Here is a 19670-nt window from a genome sequence, read left to right as displayed (position 1 = left end):
GGGTTTCCTCTCGGTTTTTCATATTTCCTTAGGAAACCCTATACCGTCTTTCTTTTTCAAGTCTCTTATCCCTGTTTTCTTTTCTTTCCAAAGATCCGTTCTGCGACACGCTCTAGTTAGTAGTTAGTAGTTAGTGATTAGTGGTTAGAAATCAATACCTTCGAAGAAGAACTAAGTACAAATCCCCATAAAAGGGGGATGAAATTCGACCACTCAATGAGGAAAATTGGTTTGCGCCCGGATGGGCGCCGGAAAATAGCCGGTGGCAAGTGTCGCTTTGGACACGCGGCCACCGGAAAGAGTCGCCATCACGGGTTCGCGCCCGGATGGGCGCTGGAACAGGAGTGGTGAGCGAAGAGCCGAAAATTCCACGAAAAACGGGATCAAATCAGCTTCCGGCGCCCATCCGGGCGAAAGCCAATTCGGAATCACCGAAGTTCCATCCCTATTTATGGGGACTTGTACTTAGTGCCTGATTCTTCTTCGAAGGTATTGATTTCTACCACTAACCACTAACCACTAACCACTAACCACTAACTACTTTCTTCATTCTGCCTTAAATCGCTATCCGAGAGGTGTCGATTCCCAGTTGCTCCATTTTGAGTTTGAGGCCGCGTCGGGACAGGCCCAGTTCGCGAGCGGTACGTGAAACATTGTTTCCAGTCTGCGCTAACTTTTCCAGAATCAATCGCCGCTCAAGCTCGTCTGTCACGTCACGTAATGTGCGATTATTTGGTCCTGGGTCGTTTCCTGGACTGGCGAAAGCTCCGGCCCCTGCAGCAGCAGCCAGCGGTTGAGACTCAACTTCGTAATAGTGCGGAAGGGCTGGGGGTGGTGTTCCTCCATATCCCCCACCCGATGGCGGAGGAGTGGTTGACGAAAATCGAGGCAGGTTGTGGTATGACGTGGCTTCGGATTCGGTTGGGCGCGGGCTGCCGGCACCACTCCGGGCTGGGTGAAACCGTGGAGTGGTAATTTCCGATGATAAATCGGGCGACATAATCATTTCCCCGTCATTGGTATAGGCGACCACGCGCTGGATTTCAGCCTTGAGCTGGCGAACATTCCCCGGCCAGTAATAGTCGGAGAGAGCGTGCAGGGCATCACGCGAAAAGGTGATATTTTTCTTGCGTTCGCGGGTGGTGCATTGCTCCAGGTAATGGGCCGCCAGGATCGGGATTTCATCACGCCGATCACGCAAAGGCGGTACGTGGAGGTGAATTACGTTCAGTCGGAAATAGAGGTCTTCCCGGAACCGACCCTCTTGAACCGCCTGCTCCAAATCGGCATTGGTGGCGGCAATCACCCGGACATCCACCTGAACCGGCATCGTTTCGCCCAGTGGTTGAATTTCATTTTCCTGCAAAAATCGCAGGAGTTTGGGCTGGACTTCAAGCGCCAGGTCACCGATTTCGTCCAAAAACAAGGTGCCGTTTTCAGCCGCCCGGATAATTCCAAGGTGATTGGAATAGGCACCGGTAAAGGCCCCACGCTTATAGCCAAACAACTGGCTATCAATCATATCGCGGGTTGACGTTGTGCAGTTAAACGGCAAGAAAACGTTGTCACGCCGTTTGGATTCAGCGTGAACCGCCCGGGCAATCAACTCTTTTCCAGTGCCTGATTCACCGGTGATGAGCACGGGCACGTCAGACCGGTTGATGCGCTGGATCCGGTCTACGAGTTGAACCATGAGCGGGCTGGAGTAGATAAAGCCCGGCACTTTGGTGTGGGTTCGTGAATGAGCCGTATCAATTGGTTGAGCCAGTCGGGTTTGTGACCGCATGGCGGCATATTCAAGTCCCATTTCCGCCTGTTTTAAATAGGGACGAAGGCGCTCCAGGTCAAACCCTCGACCACCAGGACGGGCCTCAAGCCAGAGCACCGTCCGGACTACCGGGCGGTCTTCGATCAGATGGATCAATTGCCCCGGCGGCAAGGAGCGACGGTCGCTCAGTGCTGTGCGCAGGAGTCGTTCAATTGGCGGAGGCGTTTCGTTGGGTTTGAGCCCGCTCACGGCTTTGATTTTTTCCTCACGGACTTCCCAAACAATCGCCCGTTGAAGATCAAAGTGTGCCAGCAAAATAGAAGTTAATTCCTGTAACAGCAAATCACGGCTCGGCGCGGCTTCCATCAGGCGCATGATTAAAAGGAGATCTGACACGCCCGAATAGGTGCTGACTGGTTGAATCTGGGCTTCTGTTTGGGGAACAAGCAGGTGAACTTTGCCCTGATCTAATTTTTCCAAGGTGTCTTTAGCACGGGCGAGGTCAAGCAAGGCACCAATTTCAGCAAATGCATCAAAGGCTTGTTGAATCAGGAGCCGTGCCTCAGTGAGATCTCCCTTTTGGGCCATGACCAGCCCTTTGGCCAGGTGACTGAGTGCCAGCTTATGTTTATCTTCGAGACGATTGAAAATGGCGATGCTGGAATCAATAAACGATTCAGCTTCCGCAAGTCGCCCCCGATCTGCTGCGAGTTGGCCTTCCAGCCTATGGGCATGCCCCGAAGCTGTCATGTCCTGGGATTCCTTGATATATCCCTTGGCCAGTTCAAGATATTCTTCAGCCTGATCATAGCTTTTTTGCGAATAATGCATTTCGACCAGATACAGGTAGCACCGGTAGACATTTTGAATATCAGCGGTCGCAATCGAGCGTTGCAAAGTTGTGCGCAACAATTTGAAAGCCTGTTCAGTCCGACCATCCAGGTGATACACCTGAGCTAACACACGCTGGGTATAGGATTCGACCCAGCGGTTATTTTCGGTCATGAGTTCAAGTGCCTGGGTGAGAAATTCCTCAGCTTCTCCAAGTCGCCCCTGAAGGAGTCGCAATTCACCCCGATTGACTAAAACTCCCAGTTTTTCTTCCAGATTATTGAGTTTTTCCGCCACTTCCATGGCTTCAGCCAGATACTGATCAGCTTCATCACAGCGCCCCAGGCGGGTCAGCCCATCAGCCAGATTGCAGTAGGTGCGCACCAAAAAATCAACCTGAGCACCTCGTTTAAATTCCTCCAGTGCGGCGCTGAAGTGTTCGGCTGCAGTCTTGAAATTCCCAAATTCATATTCTGATACTCCAAGATTCATGCGGGTCGCCCCGCGCAGGCGATGATCTTCAGATTCCTGGGCGATCTGAGATGATTTTTGGTAATCCGCCATGGCATCAGCAAAAAATCCCTCATTAAATTTAATGACGCCACTGGTCAAATAAATATGAGCCAGGAGTTGCCGATTTGTGATCAGGCTTTGATATTTGAGTGCATGATTAAGGTGATCATCAGCAAATTTGAATTCGAGATTTTCACAATACTTGAATGCTAATCCATATTGAGCAGCGCTGATCCCTTCAAAATCTTCAAGTTCTTCAAAGATACGGAAGGCTTCTTTCAATCGAGTAATAGCTTTATTTCCCCCGGTTCGAGCATAAGCCAGGCCCAGGCGGAGACGACTCCAGGCATAGGCGCTTTCACTGAGTTGATTGCGCCAGATTGGGTCTTCATAACGTTCAATCACCCCGAGCGATTCTTCATAGCGTCCCAGGCCTTCCAATGCTTCGCTCAGCCAGCACCGAATCTTAGCTTCGATCTCAGCCGAAAGATCCTTGCGTTGTTCCAGCAGTGACCGAAAAATCCCGGCAGCGGCCACGTAATTTCCGCGCCGCATGAGTGCCTGACTCTGTTGAAAGGCAGCTTCAAAATTGGCTCCAGGCTGAACTGACGGTTCAACGAGCTGGGGTGATGGGAACCCTGGAGTCAGTGGCTGGTCAGTTAATGGTTCAGGAGATGTAACAAAGGCAAAACTCTCTCGGGCGAGTTCAGTGGTTGCAGATGAACTGCTGGTGACGGTTGATTTGTTGCTGAAGGGGTCGGTTTTGGAAACAAACGGTAAAATTTCTGCCCCGGATGCGTCTGATTCCTCACCCTCAGCCTCGCGCAAGATTTGGCGCATCGTGACGTGACTGATGGCCGGGACAATCCCACGCTCCATCACAATGTTTGCCAGTTTCTGCGGTGTCCAGTAGTCAAAGTTATAGCCTAAGCGGCGGGGTGGCTGCCGATACAGTTCTAAAACCTGATGAATTTGGTCAGCGCTAAATTTTCCCTGGGGACCTCGTTTTCGGACAATAATTCCTTCAAGCCCCTGACGATTGAATTCTCGAATCCACTTTTTGAGATTATCAGGATGAGAAGACAGCAGTTCCCCGATTTCATAGGCTGTTTTCCGGGCGTCGGAGTAAAGAATGACCTTCGCACGATGTACTCTCTCCGCATCGTCACAGGCCAGCCACTCGGTGAGCGTCGCCCGTTCGGTATCAGTTAAATCGCGGACAAAGAGTGGCTGTGACATTAACTTTAAACTCTGATGGGAAGTTTGTATCTAACTATGGTAGTTCTGATTTAAATACCAGAAGCAATGATATCTGTCAATCACCTGTCAACTCAGCTTTACCCAAGTCCAGCCGGGCTCTGGAAAGTACAGGGGCACTCAGATGAAAATACTTGCATCTGACTACTATGTATTCATTCAGGAAAAAAATTGTTTTATCCAGGTAGCTTTTGCAAAGCACAGGCCACACCGATTCATCGCCTGCGTCATTTTTAGGTGTTGAGAGACTGAAATGTCGCCCGTTTGGGACGAAGCGCCCCAACAAAGGTTCCCGATCTTCGAAAAAAGCCAGCGATAAATAGCTTGATTTGCGATTCTTAAATCATTTCGCCATTCTGGCCTTTGAGTAAAGAGTGGCACGCAATATGCTAGGTTCAAAAGCCAGGCAAATCGTTTGACAAGGTAACTGTCTAGTGTTATTAGGAGAGGCTGCGTCACTGTCTTTCCAGGCATCTCATTTCTACTCTGAAACAATTTCTTGCTCAGTTATTTTTAAGGTATACACAACAACCGCAGCGGGATTGGGGAGTGGGTTTTAGATTGAAGGAAATACAGTTGGGGGAGGGAATCCTGTGGACCACTGGTTCACGCTGGTTCTCAGGCCGGTTATCTGATAATCTTACCGGATATCCAAAGATGTACACGATTGTGAGTATGCTGATGTATATCTCACCGTGTTTTGAAGAAATTTCACCCACTTGAATTTTCTTGAATCTTTTGGATAGCCCTACAAAGCCTCGCAGTGGTTTGGGGATCAAGAGAGAGCGCATCGTTTCGTCTGAACCGCCTGGTCAGAACGTTTAGATCTGGTTCGCATTGAATTCATTCCATAAAAAGTCCCTTAACTTCTGGCAAAATGAAGGAAAGTTTTTACCAGGTTGCATTTGTTTTCGAACAACTTTGTTGAAAACACTTTCCACACAGAGAGAAACCACATGTTGAATTTTGCTTCTGAGAATTTTCTGTTGATTGCATTTTTAATTGGATCTGTGGGAGTTGTTGCGCAGCATCACCAGTCATTCGACAACACGCCAACAACACGCATTGCCCGCCCTGGCCATATTGCCCGGCCGGGTCATATTGCCCGACCCGGTCATATCGCAAAAACTGGGGAGACATCAACCGCCCACAGTCTTGTGCAGTCAAGCGCAAACTGACGTGCTGCTCCAGATTGGCCCAAAATCTGGGTAGGTAGGAAACTGTATGAAAGTCTTCACAACCAAAACGAGGCACTTCATCTGGGGGACGACGTTGCTCTTCAGTCTCATCTGTATGCTCTGGGTTGCTCCAGTCAGGCAGGTGGCGGCGGAGAGCGTGCCAGTCAATGCTGGTTCAATCGTCAATCTTCCAGGTCAAGTTACCTCTGATAACAATTTCGCATTTAGTAGCGATGGAAAGTATGGTGTTGTTGCACCACACTTGCCAATTGCTCAAAGCTCTGACCCTTTGACAGGACGAGCAGTCTATGTTTTCGATGCCCAAACCGGTCAAATTTTAGATCAAAAGCTGGCCGGATATTTTCCAACCTCCGTCACGGTTCATCCTTCCTCCGGGCTGGTGGCAGTTCGCCACGCTGGCAACCGGGTTGAAGGTTCACCTGAAAGCCAGGGGGTCCTGCAACAGGCTTCAATCAGTGTGTACAAACTCAATGGAAGCACCCTTGAACCCCAGTTTACGGTTGCACTTCCAAGTTTTGACCCCAACGACTCAACTCCCTCACCAATTGGGTTGGATACGGTTTTGTTCTCAGGCAATGGAAAATACCTGATTGCCTCAAATGGCACAGCGTTACTTTCCTACTCAACTGATGAAGGCCTTGCCGAAAATCAGCGCCTGGTTGACCGTAGACAGGTGTTTACCCGCGAAGAGTTTCCGAGTAAGCAACTCATTGGTTTCGACATTGATCCATCCTTTGGATCACTTGTTGCCTTTGGTGTCTCAGAGAATCGCTATCTCATTTCTCCTCTGCGTTTAGATGAGGTTGGCGTGATTCGCCCTTATTCGGGAAACCAGGTTGCCTTTATCGAACTGTTGTCTGGTGATGTGCTTGGCCAAAATACAAAGGTGGCATTTGACCTTTATGGAAGCCAGTTTATGGTTGGTTCGAGTTCATCAGGACGGGTCTATGTCTATCGGATGGATACCCAAACCGACGGGCTTCCGATTTCCTGGATTACCATTGATGATCTGACTCTTGATCCGGCTGAGGCCAATGATCAAGGTATCCAGCTTCAATTTAACCAGATAACTCGAAAGGCTATGCTGGTCCGTCCTGGTCACTTAGTTCGTCCTGGACATTTGGTCCGTCCAGGGCATATCGCAATGTTTGGTGTTGACACCGATGCGAAGTTCAGTCAGGTCAATACGCTTGGTTCAGATGACAACATTCAGGATGCGCATCTCTCACCCGATGGAAACACAATCTATGTTCTTTCGGCACTGGGCAGCATTCTTGAATACACCACCGATGGCAGTCTGACATCAGCCCATCCAATCAGTGTGGCTGGCATGAAACTGACAGTCGGCAATGATGGCGCCCTCGGCGTATTAGGCTGGGGCGGCACGGAAGAAAATTCAACCAGTCAGGTTCAAGTTGTATCAGCTCAAAAGTGATCATGGCTTGAATCCAGACAAATTTTGACTGAATCGGGCGGGTAACCGCCCGATTCGCTTTTAGGATGATTCTTTTTAAGGGAGCAGGAGATATGTCTCAAAAAGTTGCTGTTGTGACCGGGAGCACCAAAGGCATTGGTCGAGCGGTAGCCGAATATTTGCTCAATGATGGATACGCTGTGGTCGTTAGTGCCCGTAATGCGGCTGAGGTTGACACAACGGTCACTGAATTAAGCAGGTTGCCGAATCGGAAAGTCAGCGGGAAGTCTTGCGATATGCGTGATTATGGGCAAGTTGAATCGCTTATCCGTCACGCAATTGAAACCTTTGGTCGGTTGGATGTGCTGGTCAACAACGCCGGCGTTGGGCGGTTTGCCACGGTGGAGGCAATGTCACCGGACACCTGGCGCGAAGTGATTGAAACGAATCTGAATGGGGTTTTCTATGCCTGTCATGCTGCCATTCCTCACCTGAGGACAAGTGGTGGCGGGTACATTTTCAACATTAGTAGTCTGGCTGGAAAAAATGCTTTTCCCCAAGGTGGGGCCTACAATGCTTCAAAATTTGGCTTGAATGGATTAAGCGAAGTTCTGTTTCAAGAGGTTCGATATGACAATATCAAAGTCAGTTACATTATGCCTGGAAGTGTGACCACCTATTTTAATGGTCATGTGCCGTCCCCCGATGATGATTGGAAGTTGGCACCAGAAGACATTGCCCAGGTGGTCATTGACTTGCTACACCACCATCCACGCAGCCTGCCAAGTGCGGTTGAAATCCGACCTGCAAAGCCAAAGAAGAAGTAATGGTTAGTTGTCAGTAGGTGATGAGTCAGTCGTCAGCAGATAAGTTCAAAGCCTTAAAGAAAGCTGTTTGCTATAAAGAAACTATTCATAAACCATAGACATAGCACCAAACACACTTGACAAAAATCATCGGTTTCTAACACTCAACTACTGACTACTGACTACTGACTACTGACTACTGACTAAAGTCACTTTACTGTAAACAAATCAATTCGTGCCAGCACCCACCCATTCTGGGTCTTCCGAAGGATAAAGACCGCACTCCCTTTCTGATCCTTCTTTTCACCAGTGATCAAATCGGTTGTGAGAGCTTCAAGATTAACGTCAACGGCAACGTGTTGGGAATCAAGCTGACTTGCCCGCAACACCTCTGTTTTCCAGACATCTGGTTTCGTCAGGACCAATCCTTTCACAAACTTGGGCAATTCTGGTTTGATGACGAGTGCTTCAATGGTCGCTGCCGTTTTGCTTTGAACCGCTTTTTCAAGCTGGCTGAAAAAAGCCTTGACGGAATCATCTGGAGTACTGATTTGCTGGAGCTGGGTTTCACTTTCCAACAAGCCCTTCCGAGCCGCCAGGGTACAGGCCAGTTCGGCATTGGCAGCATCTGCCCGGCGATAGGCTTCAACTGCCGCTTTATAATCTTTTCGGATCATGGCCTGTTCACCTTGTACAACCGCACTCCACCCTGTGACATAGAGGGCCATCGGCTTCACGGCCAGCGCTTTTTGAAGCGTGGCCTGGGCGGCATCAGTTTTTCCAAGTGCCAGTTCGGTCCGGGCAAGTAACATTTGGGCTGAAGCATAATCCGGCTCTTGGGCCACAGTTTGCTGTAACCTGGCCTCGGCTTTCTGAAATTCTTTTTGTTCAAAGAGCTGGTTGGCCTCTAAAAAGAGTGAAAAGGCATATGTGCGTGGTGGCCGGCTATCGTTGTTGAATTGCGACGAATTGGGGTCTAATTCATATTTGGTTTGTGGGTAGAGTTTTTCGGGATCAATTTCAACTCGAACAACTTCATCCGTGGTCTGAAATTCGACCGATCCTAGCCCTTTTGACGGAAGTGTCGCGGTTACCGTTAAAATCCCACCTTTATCTGTTTGGGCAACGATTGGAACTTTTACATCTCCAGTGCCCAAATTGCGGAGTGCACAGGTCCAGGCAGTTCCGGTCTCATTTTTTTTGGGAAGGCCAATGATCAAGTCGGGTTCGACAATCTCATCCCACCATTGCTTCAAAAATCGCTGTAATGGTTGATTCGCAGTTTTGTCTGGGCCAATGAGGGTTGCCCGGAGTGCTTCAACGGTCAGTGGGTCAGGGCTATTGGCAGACAGAAGCGTTTTGGCAGCCGTTAAAACTGTATTTTTGCCAAACTGCCAGTCAATCAGGCGGAAAACCAGAGCCCCTTTGTTGAGAATGCTGGTGAAATAATCTGAATCAAGCGGAACCTGTGCCAGGAGCATGGCATCAGTTCGAGCTAAGGCCAGCGGTGCATAGCTGCGTACTCGACGGGCCCAGAATTGCCGGCCAGCATCGGCACCAAATCTGGTTTCAAAGTAAAGCCCTGAAAGAAAACTGGGGAGTGCATCCTGAACAATCCCCAATCCTCGCCCTCGGAGTCGGGTTTTTCCGCCAATCCAGGCCCGTGCAACCGCACGGCTTAAAAACTCGATAGTTTCAGCTTCCACCGTATCACGACGGAAAACCGCGTTGCCAACCAGGATCGCCCCTGGCGAGATATAAGTGGTTTCCCGAAAGTTTGATGCCACCACAAATTGATTGGCTGGCGATGGGCCCAAGGTTTGAACATAAAAACTGACGATTTTTTCCATTTCGTCCAACACACGTTCAATCTGTCCGGTTGTGCCCGCCGATCCAACCTGGGAAACCACCGCAATCGTAATTGGACTGCTTCCGGCTGGGGTAATACTTCGGGTAACAGGTTTTCCAAGGTCGCCAACCATGAGCCAGGGTTGGCTGTTCAGGGTTTGGGTGAATGTCATGGTTTTTCCGTCGCCCTTGCCTTCACCCTCAGACAAAACTTCTCCGTCACCTGCCAGCGTCACGGTCAATGTATAAGGTGCTGTATCTGCACCATGTATGGTGAACGGCGTATGGACCACTGGCACCCAGTAGCTTTCTGGCAGTAACAAGCAGTCTCCGGGTGTAATCGCGGAATACTGGTTGCTCTCTTTCACGGTTAAGGTGTACTGCACGACGGCTTCAAGTTTTCCATTCGGAGGAATTGATCTGGTGAGTTGAGTACTTACCGTACTGACGCCAGTCAGGCGCGGGTCGTCCTTTTGATTGAATTCGGCGGTGGCTCCATTCAGAAGAAGAGTCGTGACCCTGGCATCTTTGTTAATCCGAAGGATCAACTCCGTCGCTGATAGACCCTGAGTGGTTTGGTTGACCAGACTTAGTGTTGCTTTGACTTCCACGGCATTGGCGGCAGGTTGGAGTGAGGCCGTAACATCATACCGAAGAACCTCAAAGTCTTGGGCCTGCGCCACCGTGCTCATTCCAAAAAAACAGAGCACAATCCAGAAAAATTTGAGAGCAGTACGTGACATAAATTCTTTCTCTTATGAATGTGAAAATGGCCTGGGAGAATGAAGAATGAAGAATTGAGAATGAAGAAAGCTGGTGACTGGTGCTTAGTTCTTAGGAATCAATACCTTTCAAGAACCAGGAACTAAAAACTTCTTCATTCTTCATTCTTCATTTGTGGTGTTACCCAGCCATTGATTTTGCCAGATAGGTAATGGTCTTGACTCCAAATCCAGTTGGCCCTTTGGCCATATCCGGGGCTTCGTCTTCCAGCCAGGCAGTTCCTGCAATATCAAGATGCACCCAGGGAGTGTCGTGAGCAAATTCCCGCAAGAAATAGCCAGCCGTAATGGTTCCAGCAAAACGACCACCCAGATTTTTGATGTCTGCAATATCGCTCTTGATTTGCTCGCGATATTCTTCATCCAGTGGCAATTCCCACAGCTTTTCACCAGCCAGTTTGCTGGCGTGTTTGACGGCTTCAACGAGACCTGTATCGGATCCCATCAGTCCGGCGCGTTCCACGCCAAGTGCCACCAATACGGCGCCGGTCAGGGTTGCCAAATCAACAATGTGGGTCGCCCCGAGTGTTCGGGCATAGGCAATCGCATCAGAGAGTACCAGTCGGCCTTCGGCATCAGTGTCAATTACCTCAATGGTCATTCCATCATAGGAGTGCAGGACATCGCCGGGGCGATAAGATTTCCCTGAAGGCATGTTTTCCGCCGCCGCCACCAACCCGTACACTTCAACACCAGGTTTAAGCTGGGCAATCGCTTGCATTGCGCCGATGACTGCCGCACCACCTGACATGTCATATTTCATTTCCCACATCGTGTCGCGAGATTTGATGCAGATGCCGCCAGTATCAAAGGTGATGCCTTTCCCAACCAGTGCCAGTCGGGAATCACTGGTTCGGTTTTCTGGAACATAGTGCATGATAATGAGTCGCGGTGGTTCATCGCTGCCGACGGCCACTCCCAGTAAGGCACCCATGCCGAGTTCCTGCATTTTTTCCGGTCCAAACACAGTGTATTCCAGCCCATAAGTTTCACACATTTGCTGGGCCCGGTGCGCCATTTCACGCGGTGGGAGTTTATTTCCGGGCTCAACCGAAAGACTTCGTGAAAAATTGGCGGCTTCAGCCAGGATCCGGCCTTCCTCAAGTCCTTGCTGGGCAGCTTCGGCTACATCTGCCGAAACACACACCGTCAAGGAGGTGACCTTTCGATCAGTTTCTTTTTTTCGGTAAATTGCCGGGTCATACAGTCCCAACATTACCCCTTCAACCACCGCGACTGCCGCACCATGTGGCGATAGATTTCCACGAAGAGCCACCGCCAGCGAAGCGGCGCCTTTTCCAACTGCAACTCGGGCTGCCTGACCGATGCGTTGACGCAAGCGCCGAATGGAGAAGTCTTTGGAATCACCCATGCCAATCAACATCAGTCGGCGGAAGGCACAGTTGCCAGCCTGGTGGAGCATCACAATTTCCCCAGGCTTGCCCTTGAGTTCGCCTCGGCTGATAGCATCGGTGACAGCGCCAGTTGTGGCATCATTGAGTGCGGTCAAGCCTTCATTCTCAGCCGTTTCTCCGGCAAAAACAGGGAAAATCAAAACATCAGCAGAAACAGTTTGCAGGTCTTTGAGGTGTAACTGAATGTTCATAAGTATTTCTGGTTCCATAGGTTAACTGCGGACCACCAGCAGCGGAAGCCTTGCACGGTGAGTCACATGTCAGGGTTGAGAGATCAAAAGATTTCTTCGAAAAAAAGTAGGAACAAATCGAGTTTGGGCTCAGGCGTGAAACTGGCACAAGGGCTATTTCTATCATTGAAACTGCGAATGAACAATCAATGTCCTGCGTGGCTTCTGGTCACAATCCGTCACCGGCTGAAAGGTTATATCTGGCCAATTTAGAAGATTTAAGCTAACCCTTGAAAAAATAAGGGTTTTTCTATCAAAACAAGCTGTAGAATTATTGTTTTCTGATGCAGAATTGATATGAAACGATAATGGCACTGAAGAGGGAACCTTCATGATCAAACAAGCTGGCCTTTATTTAATGGCCGTTTTCTACACGGTGGCGGGAATCAATCACTTTCTAAACCCTGGCTTTTATATGAAGTTGATGCCACCCTACTTACCATTCCATCTGGAGTTGATCTATCTGAGCGGGGTTGCCGAAATTTTATTAGGCATTGCCCTGTGTATTCCTCCCCTTCGACGATGGGCTGCCTGGGGAGTGATCTTACTCCTGATTGCTGTTTTCCCGGCGAATATCCACCATTTGATGGCTCGTGGCGGTGGCATGAACGTCCCGATTTGGGCACTTTGGGTTCGATTACCGGTTCAAGCCCTTTTTATCTGGTGGGCTTATATTTACACCAGCCCCGAAGTTCCATCTGGGCCAGGTGAGTAAGTCCGGGTTCCAGGTTTTCGAAACCAAGCCCAGGCCCTAACATTATGCCTTCCCCAACCGATCCAAATGATCACAACTCAGGTGGTGTTTCGTGGCAGCAGGCAATCCTCTCTATGGGAATTGCCTTATCCATTCCAACCACACTGGCGGCACTGGTGGGGCTTGGGATTTATCTTGACTATCGGTTTGGGAAGTCGCCGCTCTTTCTGATCATTTTCAGCCTGATTGGTTTGGTGGCGCTCGGCAACGAGCTCTATGTCCTTTGGAAACGTTTTGGTCAGGATAAATAAGATTTACAAATGACCCTATTCCGGGTAGAGTCCCCCTTTTCAATTTTCACTTGTGTCAGAACCTGAATCACCCAACCCGATCCCGCAAGATTCACCTGCAACCGATCCAATAGCAGTGCAACGACGACTGGAGCGTCATATTCCACTCGTTTCACTGATATTGATTGTGATTGGAGTGTGGAAAGGCGGCACTCTCCTGGCCCTGAGCATTCTGCTTGGATGCGGTTTGTCTTATCTCAATTATCGCTGGATGTCAGCCAGTCTCCGGCACATTCTGGCCACGACAAAAGACAAACCTTCTGCCAGACAAATGTCGAAATTTTTATCTCGCTGGGTTGTCATTGGGGTGGTGATGGTTGTGGCGTCTAAGCTCTTTTATTTCTCGATGCTGGGAATTCTGATTGGGCTATTTGCTTTTCCAATTGCCGTGATGCTCGAAGGGGCCTATCAGGCAATTTGGGTGGCAATCAACGGGTTGGATTAACCCAAACCACCAGTCCACAGTAAGGACACACGCACTATGTACTCGCTTTTGTCATTTTTCTTCTTTTTATCTGGGGCCGCTGAAACAGCGGCTGAACATGGTGAAAGCGCCGGGGGACACGCACATCAACCCTGGTTTGCTGAACAGATTTATCACGCCCTCCACTTAACCCCGGAACAGCTCCCACCCAACATCATTCACGCCCTGATTTCGGCGTTGATTTGCATCGTTGGACTCAAGCTTTTGATTGGGAAGCCATCGGTTGATAAACCAGGCGCCGGGCAGCAAATGGTTGAAGTGGTGGTGTTACAGGTTCGCAGCATGCTGGAACAGGGAATAGGTGCCTATGGCTTGAAGTATCTCTCGTTCCTGCTGCCACTCACCTTCTTCATTTTAATTTCAAATCTGATGGGGCTGATCCCGATTTTTGAGCCACCGACCAATAAGCTGAGCACCACGCTGGCTTTGGGGCTTTGCTCATTTTGTTACTACATCTACATGGGATTTAGTCAACAAGGGGTTGTCTATCTCAAGCACTTCACCGCCGGGCTGACTTCGGGCATTTTCGCCATCATTGGTATTTTGATTTTCTTTGTGGAAGTTTTCAGTAACAGCCTGCGCCCGATCACACTTGGCGTCCGTTTGATGATCAACATGTTTGCGGATGAGCAGGTGCTCGACGGATTTGGCGCCATTGTCCCGGTTGTCATTCCAAGCGCATTGCTGGTTTTGGGCACCTTCGTTTGCTTTGTGCAAACTTTCATTTTCATCCAGCTTTCAATTGTGTACCTGGGCGAGACCGTGCCACACGATGACCATCACGACGAAGAACATGGCCACGAAGACCACGCTCATGAAGAAGGCAAGCTGGCTCACGCTCACTGATTTCTCTTGACGGGTCGCTTGTCATCCTGGATTGGATAATATCATTTTGGAATGGAGTGGTCACATTAGAAAACAGTCAAGTCATTCAGTTAAATAAACTTAGTGAACTACTGACTACTGGCTACAAACTGGTATAAGTTGTTTGATGAACACGAAAGACAAAGCCAAAGAACAACGAATCCAACGCCTTTTGATGATAGTTGTGCTGGTACAGGGGGTTGCCATCGCGGTTTTGATTGGGTGGCGACTGCAAGTTAGTCTCTATATTGTTGTACCAGTCGCACTTGTTGTTTTGATTGCTGTACTGGTCGGCATGCAAACTGCGGCAAAGCAGTTCGAAGATTCCTAGACCGCTCTTTTGATTGTGGCTATTTCTGATCGGCAAACTGTTCACCCTTTATATCTTTTCCACCAGTTGTCGCTTTTGGAGCCTTACTGTACGGGTTGTAAGGGATACCGGGCAATTGGGCTATCATACCGTGAGCACTTTGTTGAGATGGATGTGCCTCCCGCTGGCTGTCCTGTCGGCAGCCTTTCAACTTTGACTTGTGGGAACAAAGGGAGAGGGAGCCAGAATCATTGATAAATCCAGACAACGATGTATCAATCATTTCTGAACTCTGAACTCTGAACCCTGAACCTTTATGGAGGATATTTTGCTCATGCGTAATTTGAAATTCAAAGCTTTGATGTTGATGGCCACCCTGGTGGTTTTTACTGGTCCAGTGCTCGCCCAGGAGGCTGCTAAATCAACCCAGTTTACCTTTGGTGAAAAGAAAATGGGCCTGGGTGCTCTGGCGGTGGCGATTGCCGCGTTTGCTGGTGCCCTGGGTGACGGTCGGGCGATTGCGGCAGCGTGCGAAGGCACTGCCCGCAACCCAGGAGCTGGTGGTCGGATCTTCACGGCAATGGTTCTCGGTCTCGCTCTGATCGAAACTCTGACGTTGGTGACCTTTGCCGCCGCGTTCCTCGGCCTGTAATTTTTAATTTCCAGTTTGAGAACACCAAAAAGGGTGCAGAGTAAAATGACTCTGCGCCCTTTCCTTTTGATGTTCGGCAGGGTTTATTGTCCAAAGACTGATTGGAAGGTCAGGAAATTTTGTTGTTCCTTTGGTGTTGCATACACCGCAAACACAACCTGTTCAAATCGATTGTGAAATTTCCCACCTGCCAGCAGATGCCTGGCAAAGAGTGTTGCCACCAGTTGTGGGTCATTTTTGAGACTGTCGAGGGGTTCTTGGGCAAGTTTGGCGCGTTGATTTCGACTCACCATAAACACCAGGGGGAGAAACTCCTACCGGCTCAACCATCGAAAGAAAGTGTGCCAGGTTGTTTCACGGTTCAATTCGGCAATTGACTCAATGAGTGGAATCTCTTTTGGACAGGCTTTGACACAGTTTTGAGCATTTCCGCAGTCGGCAACTCCTCCTTCACCCATAATCAAGTCAAGTCGTTCAGTGCGGCTTTGTTTCCCAATTGGGTGGTGGTTCAGTTGCCGTAACTGATTGAGCAGGGCCGGGCCAATGAACGGAGATCGGTCGTTGTATTGAGGGCAAACCTCCAGGCAAATCCCACACGCTTGGCAGCTTGAGAGTTGAGCCCGTAATTCTGCTTCATCTGGATTGACAGGCGGCGGAGGTCCGATAGATGCAATCCCGTCAGTTGGAATCCAGGCTTTCGCCGCTTTGGATTGTTGAAACAGCGGGCTTCGATCAACCACAAGGTCACGAATAACTCCAAATTTGCTCAGTGGTTCCAGCACAATGGGTTGCGGCAGTGTATCAACTCTGGCCATACAGGCTTGTTGGGGCTGACCATTGATAAGCATTGAACAGGCGCCACATTGGTTTTCCAGACAACCCGATTCCCAGGCGACAGGTGTGGACTTCTGGTTTTTAGCATTAAAGGGATGCGTTCGAATTTCAACCAGGCACGAAATAACAGTCATTCGAGGTCGGTAATCAACCACAAACGTTTCCCACCATTCCTGGCCTTGCGGGTCGTCCTGTCGCTTGATGTGAAGGGTGATTCGTCGTGCCTGCTTGTCCATAAAAAAAGAAAAGAGTTGGAATTTTGAACTATTCAAATTTCAAAACCCAACTCAGTCAGAAAATGAATGTACTGAATATGTCACGCGCCTTGTCGAATTTTATCGAGCGAAGCAATAAATTCTGAAGGACCACCACGCATGTACCCAAGTGTGCCAACCTTTGCGCCGCTTGAATTTAAAACGATGATCGTTGGGTAACCCTGGATTTGATAGGTTTGGGCCAGTAACTGATTTTGGCGGATTTCATCCACTGGTAGCCGTTTTGATTTGGGAAAATCAAGTTTGAGCAAAACCAGGTTTTTGCTGGCGTATGATTTAAATTCGTTGGTTGAAAAAATTTCTTTATCAAGTTTTATACACCAGGAACACCAGTCTGAGCCGGTAAAATCCATGAGCAACATTTTATTCTCTTGTTTGGCCTGAGCCATGGCGGTCTGGTAATTGGTCATCCAGACGGCTTCACTCACGGGCCCTGACATTTCACTGGCTGATGACGATGATGATGTGGCTGGTGGTGTGGAGGTTGTGGTTGCGGCTGGAGTTGAGCACCCAATCACCGCCCCGAATCCAATGCCGGCTGTAACGGCCAAAATCCCAAATTTCAACCACAGATTTGCCTTTTTGCTGGTCTGTGGTGGTTGTAAGTCCTTCCTCATGTGTTCCTCCTTGGTGCCGCAAATCTACTCGATGCTTCGAGCGTGGCAAATATAAGAATCAATTGATCTTTCCTGATCAAAAAATTTTGAAAATCTCTAATTTTTAAGCCTGAGACAAATTTACTCTAGCAGGAAGCCCGGGAGCTTCCAAGCCTGGTGACCAGTCCTAATTGTATTCGCGGGGGCGAGGCTCAATCAGGCTGGTGTCAATTGGCTCAAAGGTGATGACTGGGCCCGTTTCGGAAAAGGTGGCCACAGTGGTTTTTAAATACTCAGTGTTGTTACAGGTTGGAAATTCAGGTTTGAAATGAACCCCACGGGATTCGTTTCGATTCAATGCGCTGACAATGATGACCCGAGCCAGTATCAGCATTGATTCCAATCGTCGCGCGTGAGGTATTGAAGGTGTTGCCCAAAAATTGGTTTCATTGATATCAATCCGGGCCAGTCGGTCTTCAAGCTGGTCAAGTTGTTCAAGCGCACCTTGCAATCGCTCATTAAAGCGAACCACTGTTACTTGTTCCGTCATAAGGCGACCAAGCTTTTCCTGGATGCGCCAGGCGTTTTCAGATCCGCGTTTCGCTTTAAGCTGTTCAATGGAATCAGTTTGTCGTCTTCGTTCAGTTTCAAGGGAAGAATCTGAGTCCACTGAAAGTTGTATGGTGCCCTGCGCAAATCGAGCCGCCGCCTGCCCGGATGTTCTTCCTGAGAAAAGGCTGAATAGTAATTCGTTTCCGCTCAAGGCATTGGCCCCGTGCAGCGAACTGGCACATTCACCTGCCGCAAACAATCCTTTGATATTGGTCTGATGTTCTGTATCTACCCACAACCCACCCAGACTTAAATGCATTCCTGGAAACACGCACATTGGGACGGTTGATACATCTTCGCCAACCATCTGGAGGTACAGATCCCGAATCCCGCCCAACCGCCTCTGGCGTCGTACTGGTGGAAGGTGGGTCAAGTCAAGATATACCTGACTCAAGCTCCCAACTCCATACCCATCGAGGGAAATTTCGAAGATTTCCCTGGTCGCTATGTCACGGGGGACAAAATTTCCAAGATTCGGATAGTGTTCCTCAAGAAAATACCATCGCTCCGCACCTGGGATTTCTTCGGGAGGGCGCTGGTCACGAGCGGTTCGCGGCACCCAAAATCGCCCGCCTTCAGCTAAGGCAAGGTCCGGGATGGCCCGAAATTTATCTTCCCCAAGCACTGTCGCCGGATGCAATTGAATAAATTCAGCATTGGTATAGCGAACACCTTGTCGAAAGAGTGCTCCCTGAACACTCCCCGTAACATGAACCGCATTGGTTGTTCGTCCGAAAATCCCCCCGACCCCGCCGGCTGCAATCACGACTGCCTGGGCAGCAAAAACTTTGACTTCAAGCGTCACCAACTCCATGGCTACGATACCCAGGCAGGTGGTGTCATCGAGCGCGGCAGAAAGAAATTCCCATCCCTCATGGCAGGTAACTGTGCCCTCAACCTCATAGCGTTGGATTTGCTCACACAGGGCAAACAGTACCGCCGGCCCAGTCGTCGTGCCTGCGAAAGCGGTCCGTGAAAATGTAGTGCCTGGTGCCCGATGAAGTTCGATTTGACCTTCTGTCGTACGGGTGAAGGGAACGCCCATTCGGTCAAGTATCCAGATGAGTTCTGGTGCCTGGGCACACATGGCCTGGAGTGCAGGTTGGCTCGCTAGAAAATCTCCAGCTACCAGGGAATCCTCAAGGTGGTGTGCCGGGCTGTCTGCTTCACCTTTAGTGTTGAGTGCAGCATTGAGTCCAGTATGAGTGCTTGCCAACAATCGTCGGATTGGAACTGGGGAAATGATCTCGACTTCGCACCCAGATTCAATCAGTTGGAGTGCCGCCATCAAGCCGGCAGCTTCGCCGCAGACAACAAGGACCTTTGGTTTTTTCGGCATATTTTTCCCTGATCAAGTTAGTTCACAAAAGCAAGAATCACACGGACTCCCAGGCTGAACACCAGAACACCAATTCCAAGGCATATATAGGAAAACAGTTGCTGGGATCGCGTGCTGACAGTGATTCCCCACGAAATGGCAAAATTCCAGAGTCCATGTGCAAAGTGGAATGCGGCTGAAAAGACACCTAACCCATAAAATGCCATGACCAGGGGTTGTGAAAGCCAAAAGCGAACAACGTCAAAGGCAATATCTGGATTGGCGCCGACACTCACATCTGGGCCTCCAAATCCCAGCCGGAGCGTCGCGATATGTGCCAGGAGAAACACCAGCAACACAATGCCCGTCATCCGTTGGAGCCAGTACAGCCAGTTCTGAGGATGTGGATACTGAACGACATTGCTTTTCATGTGGGTCGTTAAATACAGGCCAACCCCAGCATGAAACAGTAGCGGCAATAAAATCAGACCAATTTCAGTCAATATAAGGAGCGGGCCAGGGAAAAGGGCTTGGAGTGTCTGGATGGCACGTTGATAGGCGGCTGGTCCACTGGCAGCATGTAAATTCAAATAGAGATGAAATCCCAAAAAGACGCCC

The 19670-nt window shown here is 49.5% G+C and carries 17 protein-coding genes (1 of these 17 only partly in view); 8 read left to right on the top strand and 9 right to left on the bottom strand.

All coding sequences use genetic code 11. The features are described 5' to 3' along the window. Positions 1 to 213: 213 nt before the first annotated feature. Both HY774_02770 and HY774_02765 read right to left on the bottom strand, forming a co-directional pair. Positions 214 to 432: a hypothetical protein gene (locus HY774_02770; GenBank protein ID MBI4747377.1), complete on the bottom strand. Its 219-nt coding sequence runs from the start codon at positions 430 to 432 to the stop codon at positions 214 to 216. A gap of 124 nt (positions 433 to 556) precedes the next feature. Further along, positions 557 to 4351, bottom strand: a complete 3795-nt coding sequence (locus tag HY774_02765) for a sigma 54-interacting transcriptional regulator (GenBank protein ID MBI4747376.1) — start codon at positions 4349 to 4351, stop codon at positions 557 to 559. A gap of 1242 nt (positions 4352 to 5593) precedes the next feature. On the opposite strand from HY774_02765, the gene HY774_02760 reads away from it, so the two are divergent. After that, entirely contained in the window at positions 5594 to 7003 is a 1410-nt protein-coding gene (locus HY774_02760; protein MBI4747375.1) for a hypothetical protein, read from the top strand. A 92-nt stretch (positions 7004 to 7095) separates the two neighbouring features. After that, positions 7096 to 7809: an SDR family oxidoreductase gene (locus tag HY774_02755; protein MBI4747374.1), complete on the top strand. Its 714-nt coding sequence runs from the start codon at positions 7096 to 7098 to the stop codon at positions 7807 to 7809. A 188-nt stretch (positions 7810 to 7997) separates the two neighbouring features. Here the strand turns inward: HY774_02755 and HY774_02750 are convergent, their stop codons facing one another. Together HY774_02750 and HY774_02745 are read right to left on the bottom strand one after the other, a co-directional pair. After that, positions 7998 to 10379, bottom strand: a complete 2382-nt coding sequence (locus HY774_02750; GenBank protein ID MBI4747373.1) for a tetratricopeptide repeat protein — start codon at positions 10377 to 10379, stop codon at positions 7998 to 8000. Positions 10380 to 10539: 160 nt separating this feature from the next. Further along, the gene (locus tag HY774_02745) at positions 10540 to 12024 is read right to left on the bottom strand and encodes a leucyl aminopeptidase (protein ID MBI4747372.1); all 1485 of its coding nucleotides are present in this window, start codon (positions 12022 to 12024) and stop codon (positions 10540 to 10542) included. A gap of 370 nt (positions 12025 to 12394) precedes the next feature. Here HY774_02745 and HY774_02740 point away from each other — a divergent pair, with 370 nt between their 5' ends. From HY774_02740 to HY774_02715, 6 genes are all read left to right on the top strand, one after another. Next, positions 12395 to 12778 carry a DoxX family protein gene (locus HY774_02740; GenBank protein MBI4747371.1) on the top strand — a complete coding sequence of 128 codons (384 nt, stop codon included), beginning with the start codon at positions 12395 to 12397 and terminating at the stop codon, positions 12776 to 12778. 44 nt (positions 12779 to 12822) lie between these two features. Beyond that, on the top strand, positions 12823 to 13068 hold the full coding sequence (locus HY774_02735) for an AtpZ/AtpI family protein (GenBank protein MBI4747370.1): 246 nt from the start codon (positions 12823 to 12825) through the stop codon (positions 13066 to 13068). Between the two features lie 52 nt (positions 13069 to 13120). Then, entirely contained in the window at positions 13121 to 13552 is a 432-nt protein-coding gene (locus HY774_02730; protein MBI4747369.1) for an ATP synthase subunit I, read from the top strand. 36 nt (positions 13553 to 13588) lie between these two features. Further along, entirely contained in the window at positions 13589 to 14437 is an 849-nt protein-coding gene (gene atpB, locus HY774_02725; protein ID MBI4747368.1) for a F0F1 ATP synthase subunit A, read from the top strand. A gap of 145 nt (positions 14438 to 14582) precedes the next feature. Next, on the top strand, positions 14583 to 14786 hold the full coding sequence (locus HY774_02720) for a hypothetical protein (GenBank protein ID MBI4747367.1): 204 nt from the start codon (positions 14583 to 14585) through the stop codon (positions 14784 to 14786). Positions 14787 to 15126: 340 nt separating this feature from the next. Next, a complete protein-coding gene (locus HY774_02715; protein MBI4747366.1) occupies positions 15127 to 15417 on the top strand; it encodes an ATP synthase F0 subunit C in 291 nt (96 codons plus the stop codon). An 83-nt stretch (positions 15418 to 15500) separates the two neighbouring features. Here the strand turns inward: HY774_02715 and HY774_02710 are convergent, their stop codons facing one another. The 5 genes from HY774_02710 to HY774_02690 all read right to left on the bottom strand — a co-directional run. Next, positions 15501 to 15710, bottom strand: coding sequence for a hypothetical protein (locus tag HY774_02710; GenBank protein MBI4747365.1), 210 nt, complete (start codon positions 15708 to 15710; stop codon positions 15501 to 15503). 21 nt (positions 15711 to 15731) lie between these two features. After that, complete coding sequence (sdhB, locus tag HY774_02705) at positions 15732 to 16487, bottom strand: succinate dehydrogenase iron-sulfur subunit (GenBank protein MBI4747364.1); 756 nt, start codon at positions 16485 to 16487, stop codon at positions 15732 to 15734. An 80-nt stretch (positions 16488 to 16567) separates the two neighbouring features. After that, positions 16568 to 17143 carry a thioredoxin family protein gene (locus tag HY774_02700; protein ID MBI4747363.1) on the bottom strand — a complete coding sequence of 192 codons (576 nt, stop codon included), beginning with the start codon at positions 17141 to 17143 and terminating at the stop codon, positions 16568 to 16570. A 166-nt stretch (positions 17144 to 17309) separates the two neighbouring features. Further along, positions 17310 to 19073, bottom strand: coding sequence for an FAD-binding protein (locus tag HY774_02695; protein ID MBI4747362.1), 1764 nt, complete (start codon positions 19071 to 19073; stop codon positions 17310 to 17312). Between the two features lie 17 nt (positions 19074 to 19090). Further along, positions 19091 to 19670, bottom strand: the 3' portion of a protein-coding gene (locus HY774_02690; GenBank protein MBI4747361.1) for a succinate dehydrogenase. 68 nt of this gene lie beyond the right edge of the window; the window shows 580 of its 648 coding nt (coding positions 69-648); its start codon lies off the right edge, out of view; it ends in the stop codon at positions 19091 to 19093.

The organism is Acidobacteriota bacterium (assembly GCA_016208495.1).
GTDB lineage: Bacteria > Acidobacteriota > Blastocatellia > Chloracidobacteriales > Chloracidobacteriaceae > JACQXX01.
The sequence above is the reverse complement of the archived record's forward strand: the minus strand, read 5'-3'. Positions and strand labels throughout refer to the sequence as shown.

Bases quoted from the DNA above. Each gene is read 5' to 3' on its own strand.
- HY774_02715 (MBI4747366.1), top strand. From the start codon at position 15,127: ATGTTGATGGCCACCCTGGTGGTTTTTACTGGTCCAGTGCTCGCCCAG.
- HY774_02750 (MBI4747373.1), bottom strand. From the start codon at position 10,379: ATGTCACGTACTGCTCTCAAATTTTTCTGGATTGTGCTCTGTTTTTTT.
- HY774_02695 (MBI4747362.1), bottom strand. From the start codon at position 19,073: ATGCCGAAAAAACCAAAGGTCCTTGTTGTCTGCGGCGAAGCTGCCGGC.
- HY774_02700 (MBI4747363.1), bottom strand. From the start codon at position 17,143: ATGAGGAAGGACTTACAACCACCACAGACCAGCAAAAAGGCAAATCTG.
- HY774_02740 (MBI4747371.1), top strand. From the start codon at position 12,395: ATGATCAAACAAGCTGGCCTTTATTTAATGGCCGTTTTCTACACGGTG.
- HY774_02755 (MBI4747374.1), top strand. From the start codon at position 7,096: ATGTCTCAAAAAGTTGCTGTTGTGACCGGGAGCACCAAAGGCATTGGT.
- HY774_02760 (MBI4747375.1), top strand. From the start codon at position 5,594: ATGAAAGTCTTCACAACCAAAACGAGGCACTTCATCTGGGGGACGACG.
- HY774_02745 (MBI4747372.1), bottom strand. From the start codon at position 12,024: ATGAACATTCAGTTACACCTCAAAGACCTGCAAACTGTTTCTGCTGAT.
- HY774_02720 (MBI4747367.1), top strand. From the start codon at position 14,583: ATGAACACGAAAGACAAAGCCAAAGAACAACGAATCCAACGCCTTTTG.
- sdhB (MBI4747364.1), bottom strand. From the start codon at position 16,487: ATGGACAAGCAGGCACGACGAATCACCCTTCACATCAAGCGACAGGAC.
- HY774_02765 (MBI4747376.1), bottom strand. From the start codon at position 4,351: ATGTCACAGCCACTCTTTGTCCGCGATTTAACTGATACCGAACGGGCG.
- HY774_02735 (MBI4747370.1), top strand. From the start codon at position 12,823: ATGCCTTCCCCAACCGATCCAAATGATCACAACTCAGGTGGTGTTTCG.
- atpB (MBI4747368.1), top strand. From the start codon at position 13,589: ATGTACTCGCTTTTGTCATTTTTCTTCTTTTTATCTGGGGCCGCTGAA.
- HY774_02710 (MBI4747365.1), bottom strand. From the start codon at position 15,710: ATGGTGAGTCGAAATCAACGCGCCAAACTTGCCCAAGAACCCCTCGAC.